General features: G+C 44.4%; 20 protein-coding genes and 1 pseudogene. 14 read left to right on the top strand and 7 right to left on the bottom strand.

The window, feature by feature from the left end; translation table 11 throughout:
- Positions 1-348: 348 nt before the first annotated feature.
- Complete coding sequence (gene leuB / locus QUA16_RS11130) at positions 349-1,434, bottom strand: 3-isopropylmalate dehydrogenase (RefSeq protein WP_333104250.1); 1,086 nt, start codon at positions 1,432-1,434, stop codon at positions 349-351.
- Positions 1,435-1,553: 119 nt separating this feature from the next.
- Between leuB and QUA16_RS11125 the strand changes: the two genes are divergently transcribed.
- Both QUA16_RS11125 and QUA16_RS11120 read left to right on the top strand, forming a co-directional pair.
- Positions 1,554-2,396, top strand: a complete 843-nt coding sequence (locus QUA16_RS11125; RefSeq protein WP_333104251.1) for a Uma2 family endonuclease — start codon at positions 1,554-1,556, stop codon at positions 2,394-2,396.
- Between the two features lie 388 nt (positions 2,397-2,784).
- On the top strand, positions 2,785-3,990 hold the full coding sequence (locus QUA16_RS11120) for a DUF4336 domain-containing protein (protein WP_333104252.1): 1,206 nt from the start codon (positions 2,785-2,787) through the stop codon (positions 3,988-3,990).
- A gap of 157 nt (positions 3,991-4,147) precedes the next feature.
- On the opposite strand, the gene QUA16_RS11115 is transcribed toward QUA16_RS11120, so the two are convergent.
- The 3 genes from QUA16_RS11115 to QUA16_RS11105 all read right to left on the bottom strand — a co-directional run bounded on the left by QUA16_RS11115 (position 4,148) and on the right by QUA16_RS11105 (position 7,994).
- On the bottom strand, positions 4,148-4,717 hold the full coding sequence (locus QUA16_RS11115) for a HEPN domain-containing protein (protein ID WP_333104271.1): 570 nt from the start codon (positions 4,715-4,717) through the stop codon (positions 4,148-4,150).
- A gap of 85 nt (positions 4,718-4,802) precedes the next feature.
- A complete protein-coding gene (locus QUA16_RS11110) occupies positions 4,803-6,050 on the bottom strand; it encodes a DUF262 domain-containing protein (RefSeq protein WP_333104253.1) in 1,248 nt (415 codons plus the stop codon).
- Positions 6,051-6,170: 120 nt separating this feature from the next.
- Entirely contained in the window at positions 6,171-7,994 is a 1,824-nt protein-coding gene (locus QUA16_RS11105) for a metallophosphoesterase family protein (RefSeq protein WP_333104254.1), read from the bottom strand.
- Between the two features lie 412 nt (positions 7,995-8,406).
- Here QUA16_RS11105 and QUA16_RS11100 point away from each other — a divergent pair, with 412 nt between their 5' ends.
- Both QUA16_RS11100 and QUA16_RS11095 read left to right on the top strand, forming a co-directional pair.
- Positions 8,407-9,384, top strand: coding sequence for an acetamidase/formamidase family protein (locus QUA16_RS11100; RefSeq protein ID WP_333104255.1), 978 nt, complete (start codon positions 8,407-8,409; stop codon positions 9,382-9,384).
- 155 nt (positions 9,385-9,539) lie between these two features.
- Positions 9,540-9,824, top strand: a complete 285-nt coding sequence (locus QUA16_RS11095; RefSeq protein WP_333104256.1) for a hypothetical protein — start codon at positions 9,540-9,542, stop codon at positions 9,822-9,824.
- A gap of 253 nt (positions 9,825-10,077) precedes the next feature.
- On the opposite strand, the gene galT is transcribed toward QUA16_RS11095, so the two are convergent.
- Positions 10,078-11,100, bottom strand: a complete 1,023-nt coding sequence (galT, locus tag QUA16_RS11090) for a galactose-1-phosphate uridylyltransferase (protein ID WP_333104258.1) — start codon at positions 11,098-11,100, stop codon at positions 10,078-10,080.
- 232 nt (positions 11,101-11,332) lie between these two features.
- Complete coding sequence (locus tag QUA16_RS11085; protein ID WP_333181134.1) at positions 11,333-11,992, bottom strand: restriction endonuclease subunit R; 660 nt, start codon at positions 11,990-11,992, stop codon at positions 11,333-11,335.
- Positions 11,993-12,097: 105 nt separating this feature from the next.
- Between QUA16_RS11085 and QUA16_RS11080 the strand changes: the two genes are divergently transcribed.
- The 6 genes and pseudogenes from QUA16_RS11080 (at position 12,098) to QUA16_RS11055 (ending at position 17,149) form a co-directional block, all read left to right on the top strand.
- The gene (locus QUA16_RS11080) at positions 12,098-12,613 is read left to right on the top strand and encodes a DUF433 domain-containing protein (RefSeq protein WP_445252161.1); all 516 of its coding nucleotides are present in this window, start codon (positions 12,098-12,100) and stop codon (positions 12,611-12,613) included.
- Positions 12,591-12,953 carry a DUF5615 family PIN-like protein gene (locus tag QUA16_RS11075; protein WP_333104260.1) on the top strand — a complete coding sequence of 121 codons (363 nt, stop codon included), beginning with the start codon at positions 12,591-12,593 and terminating at the stop codon, positions 12,951-12,953. Before QUA16_RS11080 ends, QUA16_RS11075 begins: the two co-directional genes overlap by 23 nt.
- A gap of 121 nt (positions 12,954-13,074) precedes the next feature.
- Complete coding sequence (gene acs, locus QUA16_RS11070; RefSeq protein ID WP_333104261.1) at positions 13,075-15,045, top strand: acetate--CoA ligase; 1,971 nt, start codon at positions 13,075-13,077, stop codon at positions 15,043-15,045.
- A gap of 339 nt (positions 15,046-15,384) precedes the next feature.
- A pseudogene (locus tag QUA16_RS11065) lies at positions 15,385-16,587 on the top strand (IS4 family transposase).
- 104 nt (positions 16,588-16,691) lie between these two features.
- Complete coding sequence (locus QUA16_RS11060) at positions 16,692-16,898, top strand: hypothetical protein (protein WP_333104262.1); 207 nt, start codon at positions 16,692-16,694, stop codon at positions 16,896-16,898.
- The gene (locus tag QUA16_RS11055) at positions 16,895-17,149 is read left to right on the top strand and encodes a hypothetical protein (protein WP_333104263.1); all 255 of its coding nucleotides are present in this window, start codon (positions 16,895-16,897) and stop codon (positions 17,147-17,149) included. The genes QUA16_RS11060 and QUA16_RS11055 overlap by 4 nt, the downstream gene beginning before the upstream one ends.
- Before the next feature lie 106 nt (positions 17,150-17,255).
- Here the strand turns inward: QUA16_RS11055 and QUA16_RS11050 are convergent, their stop codons facing one another.
- A complete protein-coding gene (locus QUA16_RS11050) occupies positions 17,256-17,387 on the bottom strand; it encodes a hypothetical protein (protein ID WP_333104264.1) in 132 nt (43 codons plus the stop codon).
- Between the two features lie 187 nt (positions 17,388-17,574).
- On the opposite strand from QUA16_RS11050, the gene QUA16_RS11045 reads away from it, so the two are divergent.
- From QUA16_RS11045 to QUA16_RS11030, 4 genes are all read left to right on the top strand, one after another.
- Positions 17,575-18,336 carry a hypothetical protein gene (locus tag QUA16_RS11045; protein ID WP_333104266.1) on the top strand — a complete coding sequence of 254 codons (762 nt, stop codon included), beginning with the start codon at positions 17,575-17,577 and terminating at the stop codon, positions 18,334-18,336.
- A gap of 177 nt (positions 18,337-18,513) precedes the next feature.
- Positions 18,514-19,092, top strand: coding sequence for an ACP phosphodiesterase (locus QUA16_RS11040; protein ID WP_333104268.1), 579 nt, complete (start codon positions 18,514-18,516; stop codon positions 19,090-19,092).
- A 96-nt stretch (positions 19,093-19,188) separates the two neighbouring features.
- A complete protein-coding gene (locus QUA16_RS11035; protein WP_333104269.1) occupies positions 19,189-20,085 on the top strand; it encodes a thermonuclease family protein in 897 nt (298 codons plus the stop codon).
- A gap of 292 nt (positions 20,086-20,377) precedes the next feature.
- Positions 20,378-20,479 (top strand): class II glutamine amidotransferase (locus QUA16_RS11030; protein WP_333104273.1); only part of this gene is annotated, 102 nt, incomplete at its 3' end.

Genomic DNA, 20,479 nt, shown 5'->3' with positions numbered 1-20,479 from the left:
AATGTACTGCGGCACATTAAACCCCAATTCCTGTAGGGGCGGGTTTTACCAACCATAATCGCCAAAAATTAATAATCTTATAAACCCGCCCCAACCCAACGGTAAGCCTCAATGTACTGCGGCACATTAAACCCCAATTCCTGTAGGGGCGGGTTTTACCAACCATAATCGCCAAAAATTAATAATCCTATAAACCCGCCCCCTCTCAACGGTAAGCCTCAATGTACCTTTTTCCCTGCGATCAAAGTCAAGGTTGATATAGGTTATTAGTTGTGTGGGGGCGGGTTTATGAGATTGTGCGTGTGCGTCGAATATTATTGGTAAAACCCGCCCATACCAGACCATTAATCAACCTTGCAAAACTTCAATTAAAGCATCGCCCATTGCCCGACAGCCGACGAGTTTCATGCCTTCCGACATGATATCCCCAGTGCGATATCCTCGATCCAAAACTTCGACAACTGCTTGCTCGATTTTATTAGCAGCTTCCGGCTGATTTAAGGCGTAGCGCAGCATCATTGCCGCACTCAAAACTTGCGCGATGGGATTTGCTTTATCTTGTCCCGCGATGTCGGGTGCGGAACCGTGCACGGGTTCAAAAACTCCCGGCCCGCTTGCTCCCAAACTAGCAGAAGGCAGCATCCCAATACTACCAGTTAGCATCGCCGCCGCATCGGAAAGAATGTCGCCGAATAAATTGCCCGTGACAATTGTATCGAACTGTTTCGGCCAGCGAATTAACTGCATGGCTGCGTTGTCAACATAGAGGTGAGAAAGTTCGACATCAGGGTATTCTGCAGAAAGGGCAATAATACGATCGCGCCACAGTTGCGAAACGTCCAAAACATTCGCTTTATCAACGGAACACAGCCTTTTGCTCCGCTTCCTGGCCGTCTCAAAAGCGACTCGCCCGATTCTATCAATTTCCGACTCGGTGTAAGCCATCGTATTGACGCCGCGTTTTTCGCCTGTTTCCGTCTCAAAAATACCTTTCGGTTTGCCGAAATAAATGCCGCCTGTGAGTTCGCGGATGACCATAATATCCACGCCTTCGACAACTTCCCGTTTCAAGCTAGAAGCATCAACCAATTGCGGTAAAATAGTCGCCGGACGCAAATTTGCAAACAATCCCAATCCGGCGCGCAGTCCTAATAATCCCGTTTCGGGGCGCTGTTCGCGGGGCAAATTATCCCACTTGTAACCGCCAATGGCTGCTAACAATACTGCATCGCAGTTGCGGCATTTTTCCAGTGTTTCTTCTGGCAGCGGATTGCCTGTTGCATCAATAGCAGCGCCGCCCATTAAAGCTTCTTGAAATTCAAAGCCGATGTCCAATTGTTGACCGACAAGTTTCAGGACATCTACCGCCACAGCGATAATTTCAGGGCCGATGCCGTCTCCTGGTAAAAGAGTGATGCGGTAGTTTTGAGTCATATCGATTTTGGAGTTTTGATTTGAGATTTGAGATTGAGAGTTAATGGGAATTCTTTGGAAATGCAAGACATTCTCACAAGGTTATAATCATATCAGGATAAGCAACCTCAGAATTGATTATGACATTCCCGACTTACCCGCCTGCTCAAGCTGAACCGCCTTTAGACCCCCGACAGAGTTTGCCAACAATGTATGATTTACCTAGCGAAGACCCAAAGGAGCCCGGTTTGCCAGATACATTTCATTTAGATCAGCCGCAACTCTTGGAATTCACGTTTTTGCCGCCGGGATGGGATGCCGAACAAGTCTTTACAGCCAGTGACCTAAATTTGTATTACGATGCAACACAACCGCGCTGGCATAAACGCCCGGATTGGTTTGCTGCGGTGGGTGTGCCAAGGCTTTATCAAGGGCGCGATATGCGTTTGAGTTATGTAGTTTGGCAAGAACGGGTAAATCCGTTTGTGGTGGTGGAATTGCTATCGCCGGGCACTGAAGATGAAGATTTAGGGCGGACTGTTCAGCAAGCTGGGGAACCGCCGACTAAGTGGCAAGTTTATGAACAAATTTTGCGGATTCCTTACTATTTTGTGTTCAGTCGCTACACGGATGAATTGCGAGCTTTTCATCTTGTAGGAGGTCACTATGAACCGGCAGAATTAATTGATGGGCGGTTATTTATTCCTGAGTTGCAGTTGAGTTTAGGTTGGTGGCAAGGCACTTATAAGAGTATGAATCGGTTGTGGTTGCGGTGGTTTACGGCCCAAGGAGGGTTGATTTTGAGTCCGGGTGAAAGAGCAACGGCGGCGGAACGGCAACTGATAGAATCTCAACAGCAAGTAATTGAAGCTCAACAGCAACTGACAGAATCTCAACAGCAACTGACAGAATCTCAACAGCGAGAGGAAAGACTAGCGGCGCGGTTGCGGGAGTTAGGCATCGATCCTGAACAGTTGGCTTAATAGTTCTCGCACCCAGGCCTCGTGAAACCCGGTTTCTTCCTTAGACCTCTTGCAAAAATAGCTGGGACGGGCAAGATGCCCATCCCACAAAAAGTTTTTTCTCTTGTGGGATGGGCATCTTGCCCGTCCGAAAATTTGCTTAAAAGGACTTTTGCAAGAAGTCTCTTCTATTTCTCGTGACACGTTCCAAAACTCGTAGAAACCGGGTTTCTAGCCCCCATCCGTAATTCTTGCTTGAGTATTCCAAAAGCCCGTAAAGCGCAGCTATCCCGTAGGGAATCGCCCATAACCCCTTTTCAACTCCTCGAATCCGCGCCACAAGATTGAAATAAGATAAAAACAGTTCGATCGCACGCACGTACAAAAAAATCGGCAAGGAGTCGCACCAGTGGCAGAGGGCGAAGGCATACCAACATCAGCACAGATTGATTATCGGGACTATTCTTGGGCCTTTTGGCCAGTTGTCCCCCTCTATCCCTACAGCAAGCGGCGCACCATCCGCAAGGAAATAGTCAAGGACACAATCTGGACTTTTGACCAACTACAAGGCATTTTTTACGTTGTCGTCCCGATTCGGATGACAGTAATTAAACTAGAACCTGAAGGCCTTCTCGTCTACGCCCCGGTTGCACCGACTCCTGAGTGCATCCGCTTGGTAAAAGAGTTAGTAGCAGAGCACGGCGAGGTGAAGTACATCCTGCTGACAACGGTTTCGGGCATCGAACACAAAGTTTTTGTCGGCCCCTTTGCGAGGTGTTTTCCCGAAGCGCAGGTGTTTGTCGCCCCGCAGCAGTGGAGTTTCCCGGTGAATTTGCCGCTGAGTTGGCTGGGTTTGCCCGCGAAACGCACCTCTGTACTGCCCTTTGACAGCAGCAACACCCCCTTAGCCGATCAATTTGACTGGGCAATTCTCGGCCCCCTTGACCTTGGTTTGGGCAAATTTGCAGAAGTTGCGTTATTTCACAGACGATCGCGCACGCTGATGTTAACAGATTCCATAGTTTCCATTCCCGAAAATCCGCCCGCGATCGTCCAACTCGACTCGTACCCGCTGCTATTTCACGCCAAAGACAGCGCCTCGGACACGGTGGCAGACACCCACGAAAATCGGCGCAAAGGGTGGCAGAGAATCGCCTTATTTGCCATGTATTTTAGCCCCAGCGTGCTGGAAGTGCCGCCGTGGTCGGAGGTATTTGCCAGCGCACGCAAAGCGCCGGAACGCTCTAGAAAAGCTTATTTCGGGTTGTATCCGTTCAAGTGGAAAACAGATTGGGTGCGATCTTTTGAGGCTTTGCGGGGAGGGGGGCGGTTGTTTGTCGCGCCGATTTTGCAGACTTGGATTCTCAACCGCGCGCCGAGGGAAACTCTCGATTGGGTGGATCAAGTGGCGAGTTGGGACTTTGAAAAAATTGTACCTTGTCACTTCGATGGTGCGATCGACTCCCGGCCGCGTGAATTTCGCCAAGCATTCTCGTTTCTGGAAAAACACTCGCCTGTTAATTCTTTACCCGAAGATGATTTTAAATTGCTCAGGCAGATTGATGCGGGTTTGAATAAAACTGGTTTGGTTCCACCGGCGAAAGAGAAAGTTTAATCGGAAATTTTGCACCATTCTGAATAAGCTGTTTGAGCACAGGCAAGATGCCTGTGCAACAAAAAAATAAAGTATTGTGGAACGGGCATCTTGCCCGTTCCGGCTAGAAGCCTACCAAAAAGATTAAACTCTTGACAATTGGTGTCGGTTTATTCATTTATCTCATTAAATTATTAATCAGCTCATCCACCCTCAAAAGTTCTTGAATAATTTGCTCTACCCTCTGCAGTTCATTTATAGGATTTATGCTTCTAATAGTTTTCGGGGATGTAGCTGAAGTATGGGCCGCCACACCTCTTTCTTCCCCAAACGTATTCATGGTAGCCAGCCAAACAGAATCTAAATCATCGGTATCTATTCCTATTGGCAAAAGCAACGCCAGAAGATTAGCTTCTTTGATGCCATGATTCTGGTCAATGCTTCGCTTAAAACTATTAATAGCTAAATCTATTTTTTTGTTGACTTTTATTTTTTCCGGTGGCAAAGCTTTACTTCCCTTAGTTGGAGTCAGTGTATCTGGTGCTGCTTCCATCATTTGACCAGAAAAGCCAAGCAAGCAGATTAAAGTACGGCAAGTCTTACCCTGACTATCCCAATTCTTTTTAGCATTAAGGGCTACTTCCCAAACTCTGTCCTCAAAATAAGCCTCAATTTCGGCATGAACTAAAACTCTGTAGGCAAGAGTTAAGGCTAGCTGCCACTCGGAATATGAACCTAGAGGATTAATCTTAGGAAAAAATTGTTTTTTTTACCTATTTAACTGCTGGGTTAGAGTACGAAATCTAACGGATTTTGGCATACCTCTTAATAACTTACCTCAAACCGTTAAAGATAATATGGTTATCTACGAGTTCAGGTACATTAAACTCTACATCCAAAACCTTTAACAAAGCTTTGCCCCACAGTGAGAGACGAGTATGAGTTTCGCGAATGCTAGTTGTGCTTTTCTCAACAGCTTCTCTGAATTCGCTATTAGATGATGAACATAACTCTTTAAAAGCTTTTTGCACACCCGCCGGATTCTTCTCAGCAACTTCACTAATAACTGGATCTGAAAAATAAAAAACCATTACATCTAAAATAGCTCGATTAAACTTGCCTCGGTAAGTATTAGAACTACTCAACCACACACGAAATATATTTGCTTCTCCAAATATTGTAGTGGTTGTTTGCACTGCATTTTCAAATTGGCTAACTGTATATCTGACCTCAGTTTCTTTCTCTTTCCAATCCTTGTTGAGCTTTTTGCAAGTCATATCCAGGAACACTTTAAGATTACCGCGATAATCGGATAAAAAATGATGGAATCCTACATATCGCAGTAATAATTCGACATCGCGCATCCGAGGATCGGGATTTTGGGATTTAAGTATTTTTCTTAAAGCCTGATTTTTAATTGATTCGTCATCTAAAAAATTGATGAAATCACCTGGATGCAATGCTTGCCTGAGTTCTTGTGGAGATAGCGGAGTATTTTCTAAATTCAGACGGAGAAAAATTTTGTAGAGTAAACTTTCTGTATGCCAATTCCGAATCAATGTAGTACGAAGAGTTTGATTATCCAGTGCATCAAGTACAGAACTATGGAGAAGATCGTTTTTTAGAGCCTCATGCGTACAACCATTGAGTTCAGGTCTAAATTCTAAGTTTTTCAAAGCAAAACTATCGTTGGGACTTTCGCTCCTTCCATAAAATTGCAGAATCGTAAGCAAGCGTTGCTTGCCGTCAAGAACTACAAATTTTCCGCGTTTTTTATCTTGAGAAGCCAAAACTATATCTGGAATGGGAAATCCTAGAAAAATAGATTCAATAAACCTGCTTTTGCGAGTTATATCCCAAGCATCTCGTCTTTGAAATCTTGGATTAAGTTGAATATTGTCACGAACAAGTTGATCGAGTATGGTGGCTGTCGTCCAGTCATTTCCAGCTACAATTATTTCGGAAATTTCGTCTAATACTGATTTGGGATTACCATTAGATTCAAGCTCATAATCTAGAGCTTCATCTTCCTCATCAAAGCTTACTTCTTCTTGTTTTTCTAAGAGGTTTAGTTCAGGCATGACCGCGCTCTACTATTGGGTAAGTTTAATTTGGATGCAGTATACCTAAGTATAGCAGAAGTCAGAAGCGTTAAGTTATCATAGCAGTAACTAATTTATCGATTATGAAAACGAGCGTTTTTAATTTTTACGGATTTTTAAGCTAGATGGCGAATTTTTCAACTTAAACTCATCAAACTTCACCACTTCCGATTCGGGTTTCCGCGTATCAAAATAGTAGCTGCTAACCCTACCCTCCCCCGTATCAAAAATAGTAAAAGCAGTAATATCATTGCTATCAATATACGGCAGCGGCCGCCCGTCTTCTCCCAACAAAGGCGCAACAGTCGGCACCACAGGTTCCAACCCGTTCGGGTCTCCAATTGCGCTGTAATCTTCCCGATATCCCGGCGGCACAAATCGGCGCTTTTCCCCCACAAAAGCACCGTAACTGTTGCCCACATTAGAAGTCTCCAAAAAGTGCATTCCACTGGAACTTACAAACCGATTCCACAAGTGCGAATGCCCGTAAAATACCAACTGCACCCCCGCTGTTTCTAGCAGCGGCACTACATCCCGAATCAGATAATCTTGCTGTTTCGGATACTCGTAACGCACCATTTTAATCTCGCCATCGAGAGCGCGATCGACTATTTGCACTGGATCAGTATAAGCAGGTACAATATTGTCACCCAGAGAATGTGGCGGGTAGTGAAACATCACAATTTTATATTTTGCCTGCTGGAATTCCGAAGTCTTTAACTCTTGTTGCAGCCAATTATATTGAGCGCTGCCCTTGACAATAGGCTCAAAAATATGCTGTCCGTATCCCCATTTTTCGGGATTATTAAAATCTGCGTCCCGTTCGCGATACCTGCCTCTCGCACCCGGATCTAAATTCGGAGTCCGCCAGATATTCGCAACGTACAAAGTCACTAACCGCACGTCCCCAAAAGTCACAGCATAGTAATTTTTATCTCCCGGTGAATTAAAAACTTCGTCATAGGTATCGCTATTAAAACTATTGTTTTTTAGCCAGATTTCCAGCACTGAAGGGTCATTATTAGGATTCAAAGAGGCAGCACGTTGAGCGTATATTTTCTCGGCAGCAGCGCGGGGAAAAGGATCATTAAATTGGTCATTAAGTTTGCTGTTAGTTGCAAAGCGACCCATGATTTCGTGATTGCCAAGGGCGGGAAATAAAGGCGCGTGTTGGATCAGTTCGCCGCCGCTGTAAACGGTTTTGATGCCGTTTTTGTCGAGTTCGGAAAATGCGCGACCTTGCATAGCGGGAAAGAAGGCGCGGCCTCGGTCGTCGTCGAACCATTCAGAAGCGCGATCGGGTATATTAATTAAATCCCCTGCCATGAAAACCCCGTCAACTCTCCCAATTGTTTCGGCTACTTTCTGGAGATTTGCTGCTGTCATAGGCATCAATTGATGGTCGGAAGTGAGGAGAATTTTGAGCGGCATTCCTGCTGCTGGTGTGGGAGAAAGAGTGAAAATTTTGCTGCTGACAGATGCGCCGTCTTTCCTTTCGCTAGTGACTCGATAAGGAATGCGAACATCGGGCATTAAATTGGGGACTTCTGCTTCGTGGCGCCAGATGTCGCGGACAATTGGATTGCTGTCAATGATGCTTTGTTTCATTTCATCGGAAATGCGCGAGTCTTTGTCTTCGCGAGTGCGGCTTAGCTTAGTAGTATTTGCCGTCACAACTTGATTCAAATTTTCGCCATAAGCAACAGTGTTGCGAGTACCAGGAAACTCGGTAAACCAGACAACTCGCACCGAGTTTTCTGTTGGGAGTTGCAGAAATGGATCGGTTAAAAGCTCAGGTTCGTTGAGGTTAGATGGCATAATGAAACCTAGCAATAGGACAATCAAAATCACAACAGCAAAAAAACAGGGATTCCGAGAATAACCTTTGGGATTTCCTACTTGGTTGGGCAATGGTGTTAACATAATCCATTAGTCATTAGTGTGGAAGGGCGGGTTTCACCAGCTTTCATAGAACTCCCCACCCCAATACATATAAACCCGCGACACCCACTTTAAATTTTAAACTACCCAGGTTATCAACAAGTTAAGAAATTAGTATAATATCTCCGATAAAAGAAACCTCCACCATTTTTATAAATCTTCTTATAGCGGTTCTCAGGAAAGTAAGGTAATCTTCCTCTTTGGCCAATGCCCCATGCCCCATGCCCAAAAACACCTCATGTTACTGAGAAAGGCTATATCTCTCCATTCTCTTTCTCTGCGCCCTCTGCGCCCTCTGTGGTTCATTAAAAAAAATTCTCAAAAATGATTAAAACTTGCGATATAACATTCTTAACACCCTTTCTTCAATCTAAAATCTAAAATCTAAAATCCCATGACCCGCCACCTTCTCAAAGCCAACTGCAAAACCGTACACTTGGGCGGTTTTTCTCCGAATATCGAACCTGCTTTAACTGTCGATTCGGGCGATCGCATCGATATCGAAACCTATTCAGGATATTATGTTGCTGACAAGGCCCCGCCGGAATTTCTGACGCCGGAATTTTTAGATATTTGTCAGAATTTGCCTCCCAACCGCAAAGTTGGGCCGGGGCCCCACTTGCTGACAGGCCCCATTTATGTTAACAATGCCGAACCGGGAGACGTTTTAGAAATTCACATTGAGGATGTTTACCCAAGTTTGCCCGTAGGATTTAATGCAATTCGCGCCGGATGGGGAGCTTTGCCTGAGTATTTCCCCGAACCTAAATTGCGGTTTATTCCGCTAGATTTAGAGCAAAAAACTGCTGAATTTCCCGCAGGTAGCGGCATTCGGATTCCCCTGCATCCTTTTTTTGGCATTATTGGCGTTGCCAATGCACAAATCAACCGTTCTTCTATTCCTCCAGAGCGCTACGGCGGCAATATGGACAATCAGGAACTCCAACCAGGAACGCGGTTATTTTTACCTGTTTTTCGGCGCGGCGGTTTACTGTCCATTGGCGACGGACATTCGGCACAAGGAGATGGTGAAGTTGACGGTACGGCCATTGAAACTTCGATGAATGGGACTATTCAAATCATTTTACGCAAGGATTTATTTCTGATATTTCCGTTTGCGGAAACGCCCACTCATATTGTGATTATGGGATTTGGTAGAACATTAGATGAAGCGTTTGATATGGCGGTAAAACAGACGGTTTATTGGCTGCAAAAGTTTGCAGGTTTCCAAGAGGAAGATGCTTATGTTTTCTGTTCGCTTGCGGTAAATTTTCGGATTACGCAGGCTGTCAACAATCCTCAAAAAGGAGTTCACGGAATGATGCCCAAGTGTATTTTACCAGAGGTGAAAATTATTGGTCACGGAGTGTGAGCGAGCATAATAACACGCGAGCGACCAAAAAATTAGGATCGCGATCGCACAAACTACACAAATTTGTCACTGCTGTGGTCGATCAGGATCGCGATCCTGTTGACAATTAAGCTTAAAATGGATAAGTTACCAGTTCTACCTAAATCGAGCTCAACATGAAAAACCAGACTGACGATGTTGCCAAAAAAGATTTAGTCGATCGAGCTTTTGGGAGTGCAGCAATACCAGATCCGACAGCGTGGGTGCACGAACATTATTTTCTGGCTAATTTCGCCGATACTCTGGCCCTCATCCAAGAACATATGTCTGATGACAGTTGCGAAATCGGGGAGAATGGCGACTCTGGGGAGGGACTCTTATCGATCGATGCCAAAATTAGAGATATGTTGAGAGCTACTTTTAGCGACGACGGCTGGCAGTATGTCGAAAGTTTATTGTGAGTTTGGTAAAATCCCTAAGTATTTGTACGTTCATCACTTGAGAGCGTAAGTTGTACCAGTTTAAAAAAGAATCCAACTTTAGGCCGATGATCTAAACCATTAGATCATCCGTTATGCCGAATTCTTTAATCTCAAATCTCAAATCTCAAATAATATCAGTTTCCTCCCCCAACACAGACTCGCAACTGGGAGTAGCTGCGTGCATTTCCACCCGAATTTGAAGTAAATTTGACCTATTGTGATGTAGGATACTTTAGATGGGCGGGAAATTACTGTCGCTAGGAATTTCGATCGATCGCAAAAACGCCGCACTTTCTTCGGGCAAAGCAGTATTGATAAACATCCCGCTGCCCAACTCAAATCCAGCTTGCTTGGTGACTCTGGGAATAATTGCGATATACCAGTGAAAGTATTTTGTTCCCCCTTCGGCGATCGGCACCGATCGAATATTATAGTTGTAATCGGGATTGTTCAATCCGTAATAAAGCTTAGCCAGTACAGTTTTCAAAGTATCAGCAAGATCCGTAATTTCCGCATCAGTAATTTCATCAAAGGAAGAGGAATGTCGGCGCGGAAAAATCCAAGTGTGAAACGGTGAAAGTGCAGCGTAAGGGATAAAAGCCACAAAATGTTCACTCTCACAAATCACTCTTTCTCTCGCCGCTAATTCATCTTCCAAAGTTCGGCAAAACAGACATTCTCCCGTGTCGTCAAAATATCTAATAGCTTCGTCGATGCGGCTGCGAAATTGGCTGGGTACAACGGGCGTCGCTGCTATCTGCGAGTGGGGGTGTTCGAGAGAAGTTCCGGCAGTTTCTCCGTGATTTTTGAAGATAATAATTGTTTCAATGTGGGGATTTTTTCTAATTTCTACATAGCGCTGGCGGTATACTAAAAGTATGTTGGCAACTTCTTCAACACTCAACAAAGCTGTCGTCAAATCGTGTCGCGGGTGTTCGACAATTACTTCGTGAACGCCGATTCCCGCCATCGTGCGGTGAATTCCCGATGATATCCTCATCCATTTTGCTGTCGGGGAGAGGGCGGGATATTTGTTGCAAATTGCCCTGACTTTCCAGCCAGCGCGATCGCCCAAACGGCAAGTTTCTAAGGTTCCGTCTTCCTCATTTCCCACGCAAAACGGGCAATCGGCGCGGTGCGGTGGCACTACTGCGGCCGACTTTTTTTTGTTAGCGAATTGATCCGGTCTTGTCGCCCGTTCGGTGGCGATGATTACCCAATCTCTGGTAATTAGATTTTGTCTAAGTTCAGACATTTTCTTACCTTCAGTTGTAGGGTTTAACCGTTTATTATTGTATAGAATACTTTGTCTTTTGTCACTCGCTATTGCAGTTTTTTCACAAATCTTGATTTCTGAATTTCCCAGCAGTTCCCAACAGAAGTTCACAACAGTTGGTTGCCATCGACGATAGAGGGCGATTAGGACTAAACTGGTACAGAATATCTGTCTAGGCAGTACGGGTAAGCACAGATTTTAACCGCAGAGATTAAGCCAACTGCAACTGCACATTCTGCAACTTGCAAATCGCTTTCAACACTTGCGCCAACAAGAGCGATCGCTCTCGGTCAATCAAATTCAATTCCGGTAAAATCTGATAAGTACAAGGATTTGCCCGCGTCACCCGCACAAACCGATAACTTTCGCCATTCGTCGTCAATCCCCAAACCGACGATTGCTGCTGCAAACTTTTATAAGTATAAGTCAGGAGTTGCGGCAAACCAGTCAAAGGTGCGATCGCACTATTTTTCGCCTCCACTACCAAAATCCAAAACTGTGCCGCCGCTATGTCTGCATCCGGCTGATTTACCGCTAAGACATCCAAGCGGCCTTTAATTAAAGTATCCTCATCCTCAACCTCGATGGGGATGCTATCTTCCATTGTCAGCACCACAGGAACTTTAAAAAATCCCGTTAATCTCATTAACGGTGAAAGTGACAAAAACTTAACCAATTCTTCAGAAACCTTTCCCACTTCTAGATAGCGCCAAAAGTCATTGCTGATTTGCAATAATTCCTGCTGTTCAAAATCCGTCAGAGGTTCCAGAGAGAAAAAATCAGTAAAACCTCCTCCTGTTTGTCTTTCCAATTTGAGAAGGCGGCGAACGTCATTTAGCGAGAGTTGACTTGCTTCTAAATTTTGTGTCATGGCTTTAGTGCGATCTGCTGTTAATGTCAATTATAAAAGAATTACCATCGGATTTGTTATGATATAATCATACCAGATATCGCTCCTGTAAATCGGGTAGATTGTATGAAAGCAATTAAAGTGATGGCAACGATCGACGATCGAGGACAATTGTGCGTTGGTGAACCGCTCAATTTATATCGAAACAGCCGAGCCGAAGTAATTGTGCTGGTTCCCGAAGGAACAGACATTAATAAAGAGAAGCAATCTCATGAAGCCAACCACCAAACCACGCAACTAGAAGACTATTTCAACTTCCTAAGACCTGACGATATTCGGCTCAAAGGTTCCCGGATCGGCATCGAAACCATTCTTTATGAATACCTGTTTCGCGCTCGAACTGCCGAAGAAATCGCTAACATTTATACATCGCTCACCCTGGAACAAGTTTATGCGACCATTTTGTACTACCTGCACAACAAAGAAGCAGTCGGTAAATACATAACCGAATGGCTGGAATGGGGCGAAAAAATGCGAGAAGAACAGCGTCGCAATCCTCCTCCAGTGGCTGAAAAACTCCGCAAACTGAGAGCAGAAAGAGATGCAAGGAGAAAGGCTGATGGCAATCCAGTATCTCTTTGATGAAAATGTCGATCCTGCCTATCCTAGCCAAATTCGCAGGCGTAATCCCGATCTGGTTGTTCTAGCAGTGGGAGAACTAACAGCACCTTCTAAAGGGACTCTCGATCCAGAAATTCTTATTTGGTGCGAAATCCACAATTTCATTCTTGTTACCAACAACCGCCGCTCTATGCCTGTTCATTTAACATATCATCTAGAGCAAAATCGCCATATTCCTGGAATTTTTATCCTGAATACCAAGTTGAGTATTGGTCAAAACATTGACGAACTGCTTCTGATTTATGGAGGCTCGTTTGATGATGAGTACCAAGATAGAATAGACCATTTACCAGTGCTATAATTTCTCATGCAGATCCAATATTGACCAAATTGCCTCAACTCTTAAGGAAAATAAACATACTTTTGTGCCAACTTATGCACACAATAGCTAAAAAGAGTAACTGAACTAAAAACTAACAGCAATGTCACAAGATACCATCGAATCAATTCTGCATGAAAAACGGCTATTTCAGCCGCCCGCTGAATTCTCCCAAAAAGCTCACATCAAAAGCCTAGAAGAGTACCAAGCCCTCTACGACAAAGCCAAAGCTGACCCCCAAGCATTCTGGGCAGAACTTGCCGCCCAAGAATTGCACTGGTTCCAAAACTGGGATACCGTGCTCGACTGGCAGCCGCCTGTTGCTAAATGGTTTGTCAACGGTAAAATTAATATTTCTTACAATTGTCTCGATCGCCACTTAACCACTTGGCGCAAAAATAAAGCCGCCCTGATTTGGGAAGGCGAACCCGGAGACTCCCGCACCCTCACCTACGCGCAACTCCACCGCGAAGTCTGCCAAATGGCGAACGTCATCAAACAATTGGGAGTCCAAAAGGGCGATCGCGTCGGCATTTATATGCCGATGATTCCCGAAGCTGCGATCGCCATGCTAGCCTGCGCCAGAATCGGTGCAGTACACAGCGTTGTTTTTGGCGGTTTTAGTGCAGAAGCTTTGCGCGATCGACTCAACGACGGCCAAGCAAAACTCGTCATCACCGCTGACGGTGGCTTCCGCAAAGATACCGCCGTCGGCCTCAAAACACAAGTAGACAAAGCATTAGCAAATAATGCCACACCCAGCGTTACCAACGTTCTCGTAGTTCAGCGCACCAAACAGAAAATTGACATGGAACCCGGGCGCGATCATTGGTGGCACGATTTGCAAAAAGGTGTATCGGCAAATTGTCCCGCCGAACCGATGGACAGCGAAGATATGCTGTTCGTACTCTACACCAGTGGCAGTACCGGCAAACCGAAAGGAGTCGTCCATACAACCGGTGGTTATAACCTTTATACCCACATGACAACCAAATGGATATTCGACCTCCAAGATACCGATGTTTACTGGTGTACTGCTGATGTCGGCTGGATTACTGGACACAGTTATATTGTCTACGGGCCGCTGTCCAACGGTGCGACAAGTTTAATGTATGAAGGTGCTCCTCGCCCTTCAAATCCTGGCTGTTTTTGGGATGTAATTGAAAAATACGGCGTCACCGTTTTCTATACTGCACCCACCGCCATCAGAACATTCATGAAAATGGGCGAACACTTGCCCAACGCGCGCAATTTGTCATCTTTACGATTGTTAGGAACCGTCGGTGAACCGATCAATCCTGAAGCTTGGATGTGGTATCAACGAGTAATTGGCCACTCGAATTGTCCGATAGTCGATACTTGGTGGCAAACAGAAACCGGGGGAATTATGATTACCGCTTTGCCCGGTGCAATTCCTACAAAACCCGGTTCTGCAACCTTACCGTTCCCCGGAATTGTGGTCGATGTTGTTGACCAAGATGGCGAACCAGTCACTAACGAAAGTGGCGGTTATTTAGTGGTGAAACATCCTTGGCCGGGAATGATGCGTACACTTTACAACGATGCCGATCGCTTCCGCCGCACTTATTGGGAATATTTGCACCCGAAAGATGGCGAGTTTGTGTACTTTGCTGGAGACGGCGCGCACAAGGACAAAGACGGTTATTTCTGGGTAATGGGCCGCGTTGACGATGTAATTAATGTGGCCGGACACCGACTCGGCACAATGGAAGTCGAGTCAGCTTTGGTATCGCATCCAGCCGTGGCGGAAGCTGCGGTTGTTGGTAAACCGGATGAGATTAAAGGTGAGGAAATTGTGGCTTTTGTCACGCTGGACAACTCGCAGCAACCTAGCGAAGAATTGGCTAAGGAATTGAAGCAGCACGTTGTTAAGGAAATTGGGGCGATCGCCCGTCCCGGCGAAATTCGATTTACTGATGCTTTGCCGAAGACTCGCAGCGGGAAGATTATGCGGCGTTTGCTGCGTTCTTTGGCGGCGGGACAAGAGGTTTCTGGGGATACTTCGACTTTGGAAGATCGGACTGTTTTGGATAAGTTGCGGGGAGGTGCGTAGGGGGATTTTGTAACCGCAGATGTAGGCAGATGAACGCGGATGAACGCAGATATAATTACATTAGCGTTCATCTGTGATTGAATTGTTCGGTATAATTGAAATCGGGTGCATCCCAATTTTGTAAGGGATCTCGCATTCCGGCAGATAATTTATTAGTTATAAGCAGAGACTTACTGCCGGAATCCGAGAACCCCTACGAATATATTTGCAAAAATGAGATGCACCGATTGAAATCTTGCTTAGCGGGTGACAAGGCACCTCTAGTCTAAACAGGACAAAGGTTTGAGAGAATGGTAAGGCAAAAAAATAAGGAGCCACACGGGCTCCCCAAAAAACAAAATGTTGCCCCCATTATACCAAAAAATTCTGCTCCCTCATCTCAATGAAAGCCAATACTTAACCTTGCAACTGCTGTTGTTATTGCTGAGCGGCTCATCGTCAGGTCAAGCTCTCCGTATTAGCCAGTGTCTTTCCTCAACCGATTCAATATCAAAGCCGCAAACGAAACTTACAACGATTTTTAGTGTTACCTCAGTTGTGCGTCAAACTATTGTGGTTTCCCCTGATTAAATATTGGATTCGACAAGAACAAACCGGAAAGCGTTTAAATCGAGAACAACGTCGCTGTGTACGAAAACTCAAGCATCAAAAGTATGGCTATTGGATTGTTGCAATCGACCGGACACAGTGGAAAGGACACAATATATTTATGGTTAGTCTGGTCTGGGGAACTCATGCTCTTCCGATATATTGGGAACTCTTAAAGAAGTCAGGTAACAGTGACCTCAAGACTCAAAAACGACTGTTAGGTATAGTCCTTCCTCTGTTTAAGAACTATCCCGTCTTAGTCTTAGGGGATCGAGAGTTTCATAGCCCCAAACTCGCATCATGGCTTGATGCCAGGGGTGTATCTTTTGCACTACGGAGCGAAAAAAGACTTCCAATTTCAAGAGAATTTAGGTGAAGACTATCAAGTGCTCAAAAAGCTTGGCTTCAAACCTGGGATGTCCAAATTTTATCAGAATATTTTGGGAAATAAAGGAGACGGTTTAGGGCCATTTAATCTGGCTGTGTATTGGAAACGAAAATATCGTAACCCCGGACCAAAAGAACCTTGGTATATTCTGACAAATCTCCCCAATTTGAAGCTGACTTTAGATGTTTATTGTTGTCGGTGGTGCATTGAACAGATGTTCAAAGATTACAAAACTGCTGGTTATAATGCGAGAAGATACCAAGGTCAATGAAACTCGCTTTTTATCCTTGGTCTTATTGATTGCGCTTGCTTATAGTTTGGCGACGGTTCACGGACAATGGCTCAAGAAGTTAGGTGTAGAAATTTATGCAGGACGGATCAAGGAGCATCAAGACAAAACCCCACGCCAAAGTGAATTTAGTCTGAGCCTCTATGGACAACGATGGATCTATGGGATGGAATTATGGAACGATTGGGTAACAAGTCTAATTGCGCTCAAACCCCATAAACGTCTCTATTTTCAGCGCGGCTTCTTGGCTCTATCTTTTATGCAGCAAGCATTATAGGTACGTTGTCACCCGCTAAGGAAATCTTGCAGAATAGCCAGAAACCGGGTTTCTTTGGGTTTATTGACCATGATGCAATATTTACGGCAATGTAGAGTGTAGGAATGTTAGAAAACCCTGAAAATAAAGTTTGGCTTGATGCAGACACAATCGTTGCTACTAGCGATCGGCAAGCTGCTATTCGTCGCTGCCGTGAGTTGGCAGAGTATAATGAATTAAGAGGCGAGGGGCGCTGCACTTTCTGCGGTGTCATTCTCAATAAGAGTGGTAAGTCATACCGCTGTATTTTTGAACGGGAGATAGAGGAATGAGTCAGATGTGGACTGAAGAGCAAATCAGACAAATAATCCCAGATATTGATTCACAGTTAGACGACAGCGATATTCCAACGGTGATTATTAAGGGTGAAGGTAGCAGCATTTTTCTCCAGTTTGAGAACCGTCGCGAGATTGAATTTTTGATTGCCCAATTATCTAACCTACTTATTCATCACGAGGAATTAGATATGGGAGTTACTGTTAAGGGGTATGTGACAACATTTGGTGAGTATAGCTCTCAATAGGCCACAACACTACTTCTGAAAGAAATTTGTGATGCGATCGCCTGCATACTACAGTTAGGCGATCGCTCTTTTGTTATCCCAGATTCACGGATATACTAAAAACAGCTTATTTGCCGCGCCACAGATGAACCGCATCTGGGTTAATTTGCGACCTTACCTGTAGCCAATCCTCTAACAAGTAGTCATCATCAACTGCTTCAGAATGCTGTTCGTCTTTGAGAATTGCTAAGACGTGCACTCCTGACGGATAGTTGACATGGCGGATTTCTGGACCATATCCTAAGTCTTGAATTTTTGCTAAAATGCGATCGACAGCAATTGCTTGATAATGTGCTATTATCTAAGAACTTATGGAGAGATATATTTTTTATATAAAATAAAATTACCTAGGCATCTTTTATTATTGGGTTAACCAGATACCAGTTATGGCTGATTCACAAGCAAACTTGCTGATTCTTACAGCAACCATCACTCCTCCTCTTGATGCCCCACAACTTGCAAGAACCGACCCAAAAATTCGATTGAATGACTACCGAAAAGCTCTGGAGTTCTACTTATCGTGTTTGGTAGATGGGAAAATTTCTGGCTTGGTTTTTGCAGATAATTCTGCATCAGATATTAGTGAGTTGCAAAATCTTTGTCTAGAGTACGATCTAATCGATAAAATCGAATTTATTTCTTTCTCAGGCTTAGATTATCCTCCAAGCTACGGTCGTGGGTACGGCGAATTTAAGATGATTGAGTATGTGATGGAGCATTCACAGCTTATTCAGAAATTGCCAGAGCGAGCAAACATATGGAAAGTTACTGGTAGATACATTATTCGCAATTTGGAAAATGTCCTTAAAACCCGCCCTTCTGACTCTGATTTTTATTGTCAGTGCCGCGATATACCCATGTATTGGATCGACTTATATGTACTTTGTTGGAATAAAAAAGCATATGATGTTATCTTGAAAAATATCTACCAGTTGATTCGAGAGGATAATGTGGCAGTTTCTTCTGAGCAAGTTTTTCGCAAAATTATAGACGAGCAAAATTCTGATCTTAAAGTTGTCAAGCGTTTTCGGGCTATACCTGAGCTGGAAGGTATTCGAGGGAATGACAATCAAGTTTATCAGAGTATGAAGGTAAAGTTGTTGTTAAGAAAAATGGTCAATTTACTCGTCCCTTGGCTATGGATTTAGGTACAATGTTAAGCTTGTAATTAAAAATTCACTTAAGATGCGATGCTCAGTCTAACAACCGCATACGCCTTCTTAATCTATTCGCGGCAGCTTGAGAAGATTTTACCCAAATGTAGAAAGGGCGATTAATAGCTATCTGTGGGAATCTGAAGCTCGATCCACAAAAATGGATAATCTATGAATTATTTGGCTCATCTATTCTTATCAAAAGGCACGCCAGAATCCCTGATTGGCAACCTCTTAGGAGATTTTGTCAAAGGAACGGCTGTCAACCTTTATTCCGATGAAATTAGAAAAGGCATCGATTTGCACCGCAAAGTAGATAGGTACACCGACTCTCACCCAATAGTGCGATCGAGTAAAAGCCTTGTTGGCTCCCACAGGCGCAGGTTTGCTGGAGTTTTGATTGACGTGTTTTACGACCACTTCTTGGCTAAAAATTGGCTGGAATATTCAGAAATTCCGCTCCGGGATTTTTCTCAGGATGTCTATAAAATCCTGCAAGACAACCGCGATATATTGCCTGAATCTCTCCAGCGGGTACTGCCAACAATAATTGCCCGCGACTTGCTTTCATCTTATCAGGACATCGCCGAAATCGGCATCACTCTTACAAGAATGTCGGCGCGACTCAAGCGGACAAATAACTTGGCAAGCGGCATAGAAGATTTGACAGCTAACTATCAGCGATTAGAATCAGATTTTCGAGATTTTTTCCCCGACTTGATAAAATACGCCACAGTTGACAAATATTAATACAAACCACAAAAATTACAGTTGCTATTGATAGCGAACTCGTGTATGATTCAACCGATATCTGCATGAAATCTCAAGTGCAACAGGGTTGAAAATATGGCAACCAGAATTCCGAACCTGCAAATAACTAAAGTAGTTGATGGCGACAGCATCAAAATTTCTCTCAACGGCAAAACCGAGTCTCTGCGGCTGATTTGCGTCGATACAGAAGAAAGTCATCCGGGAGGCTCCAAACCTGTAACTGCGGCGGGCAAAGCAGCTTCGGAAATGGCTAAAAAATACTTCGGCACAGCAGATGGCGGACTTGCTCAAATTGACATAGAATTTGATACAGATGACCCAATAGAAATTGCGGTGGAAAAACACCGCGACAACTACGGGCGTCTCCTCTGTTACGTACATAAAGACGGAGAAAATTACAATCTTAAACTGATTGAAGAAGGCTGGAGTCCCTACTTTGTCAAATACGGGCGCTCCAGATTGTATCATCGACAAATGACTGAGGCAGAATCGGCGGCAAAAGCTTACAATCTGATGATTTGGAATCCGATTGTCAATGCCAAAATTCCCTCTCGCAACTATGCTAATTTACTGCCTTGGTGGTCGATGCGAGGCTCGATTGTTGAAGAGTTTCGGTTGTCGGAAGCAACAGCAGGAGCGCTTTCTTTGAGGTTGCACTACCCGAAAATATTAGCTGCTTCTGAAAAAGCTAAATCTCTTACTATTTTCTGCGATTTGCAGGCTGGAATTAATAAATGGATCGGCGGCAGCGCTCTAATTTATGCAGGTTCGGTGTATCATAAATTAGATTTGTGGATACCAGATGCTGAAACTGATGAAATGGCTCCCTTGAAGCGGCTAATCGAGAAGCGTTATGCGGGTGTGGGACGGGGATATGTGTATGTCAGTGGGAAGGTAGAACAGTACAAAGGGAAGCCTCAAATAGTGTTGAAGGATATCAAACAACTTTCAGATTTTCCCCCACAAAAGTGAATTTTACATAAATTCAATTAAAAAATTGCCGGACAAATGGAACGATGAAGACTGTTCTGCGGGGAAGGCTATTAAATTTTGGGCGCTTCCCTACCGCAACGGGCTCGCACGCGCGTTCGGGATAGCTTGGCTTCACGCATTTTTTAAAATTTAATTAGCATTATGGTTGACAATCCCAAATAATTGTGTTTTTTTTATTAGGCTAAATCCATTCATACTATAATACTATCATCGCCGATCTGTAGCTGCCCATAGCTGCGACATCCATCCCAACTCCAGAGATTTAAAAGCTATGTGCCAATTACTGGGAATGAACGGCAATGTTCCAACAGATATTTGCTTTTCTTTTGAGGGTTTTTCTGCAAGAGGTGGCAGAACAGACGTTCATCAAGAC

The sequence above is a fragment of the Microcoleus sp. S13_C3 genome (genome assembly GCF_036700905.1).
Lineage (GTDB): Bacteria > Cyanobacteriota > Cyanobacteriia > Cyanobacteriales > Microcoleaceae > Microcoleus.
Note: the sequence above shows the minus strand (reverse complement) of the source record. Positions and strands in the feature narration are given on the sequence as shown.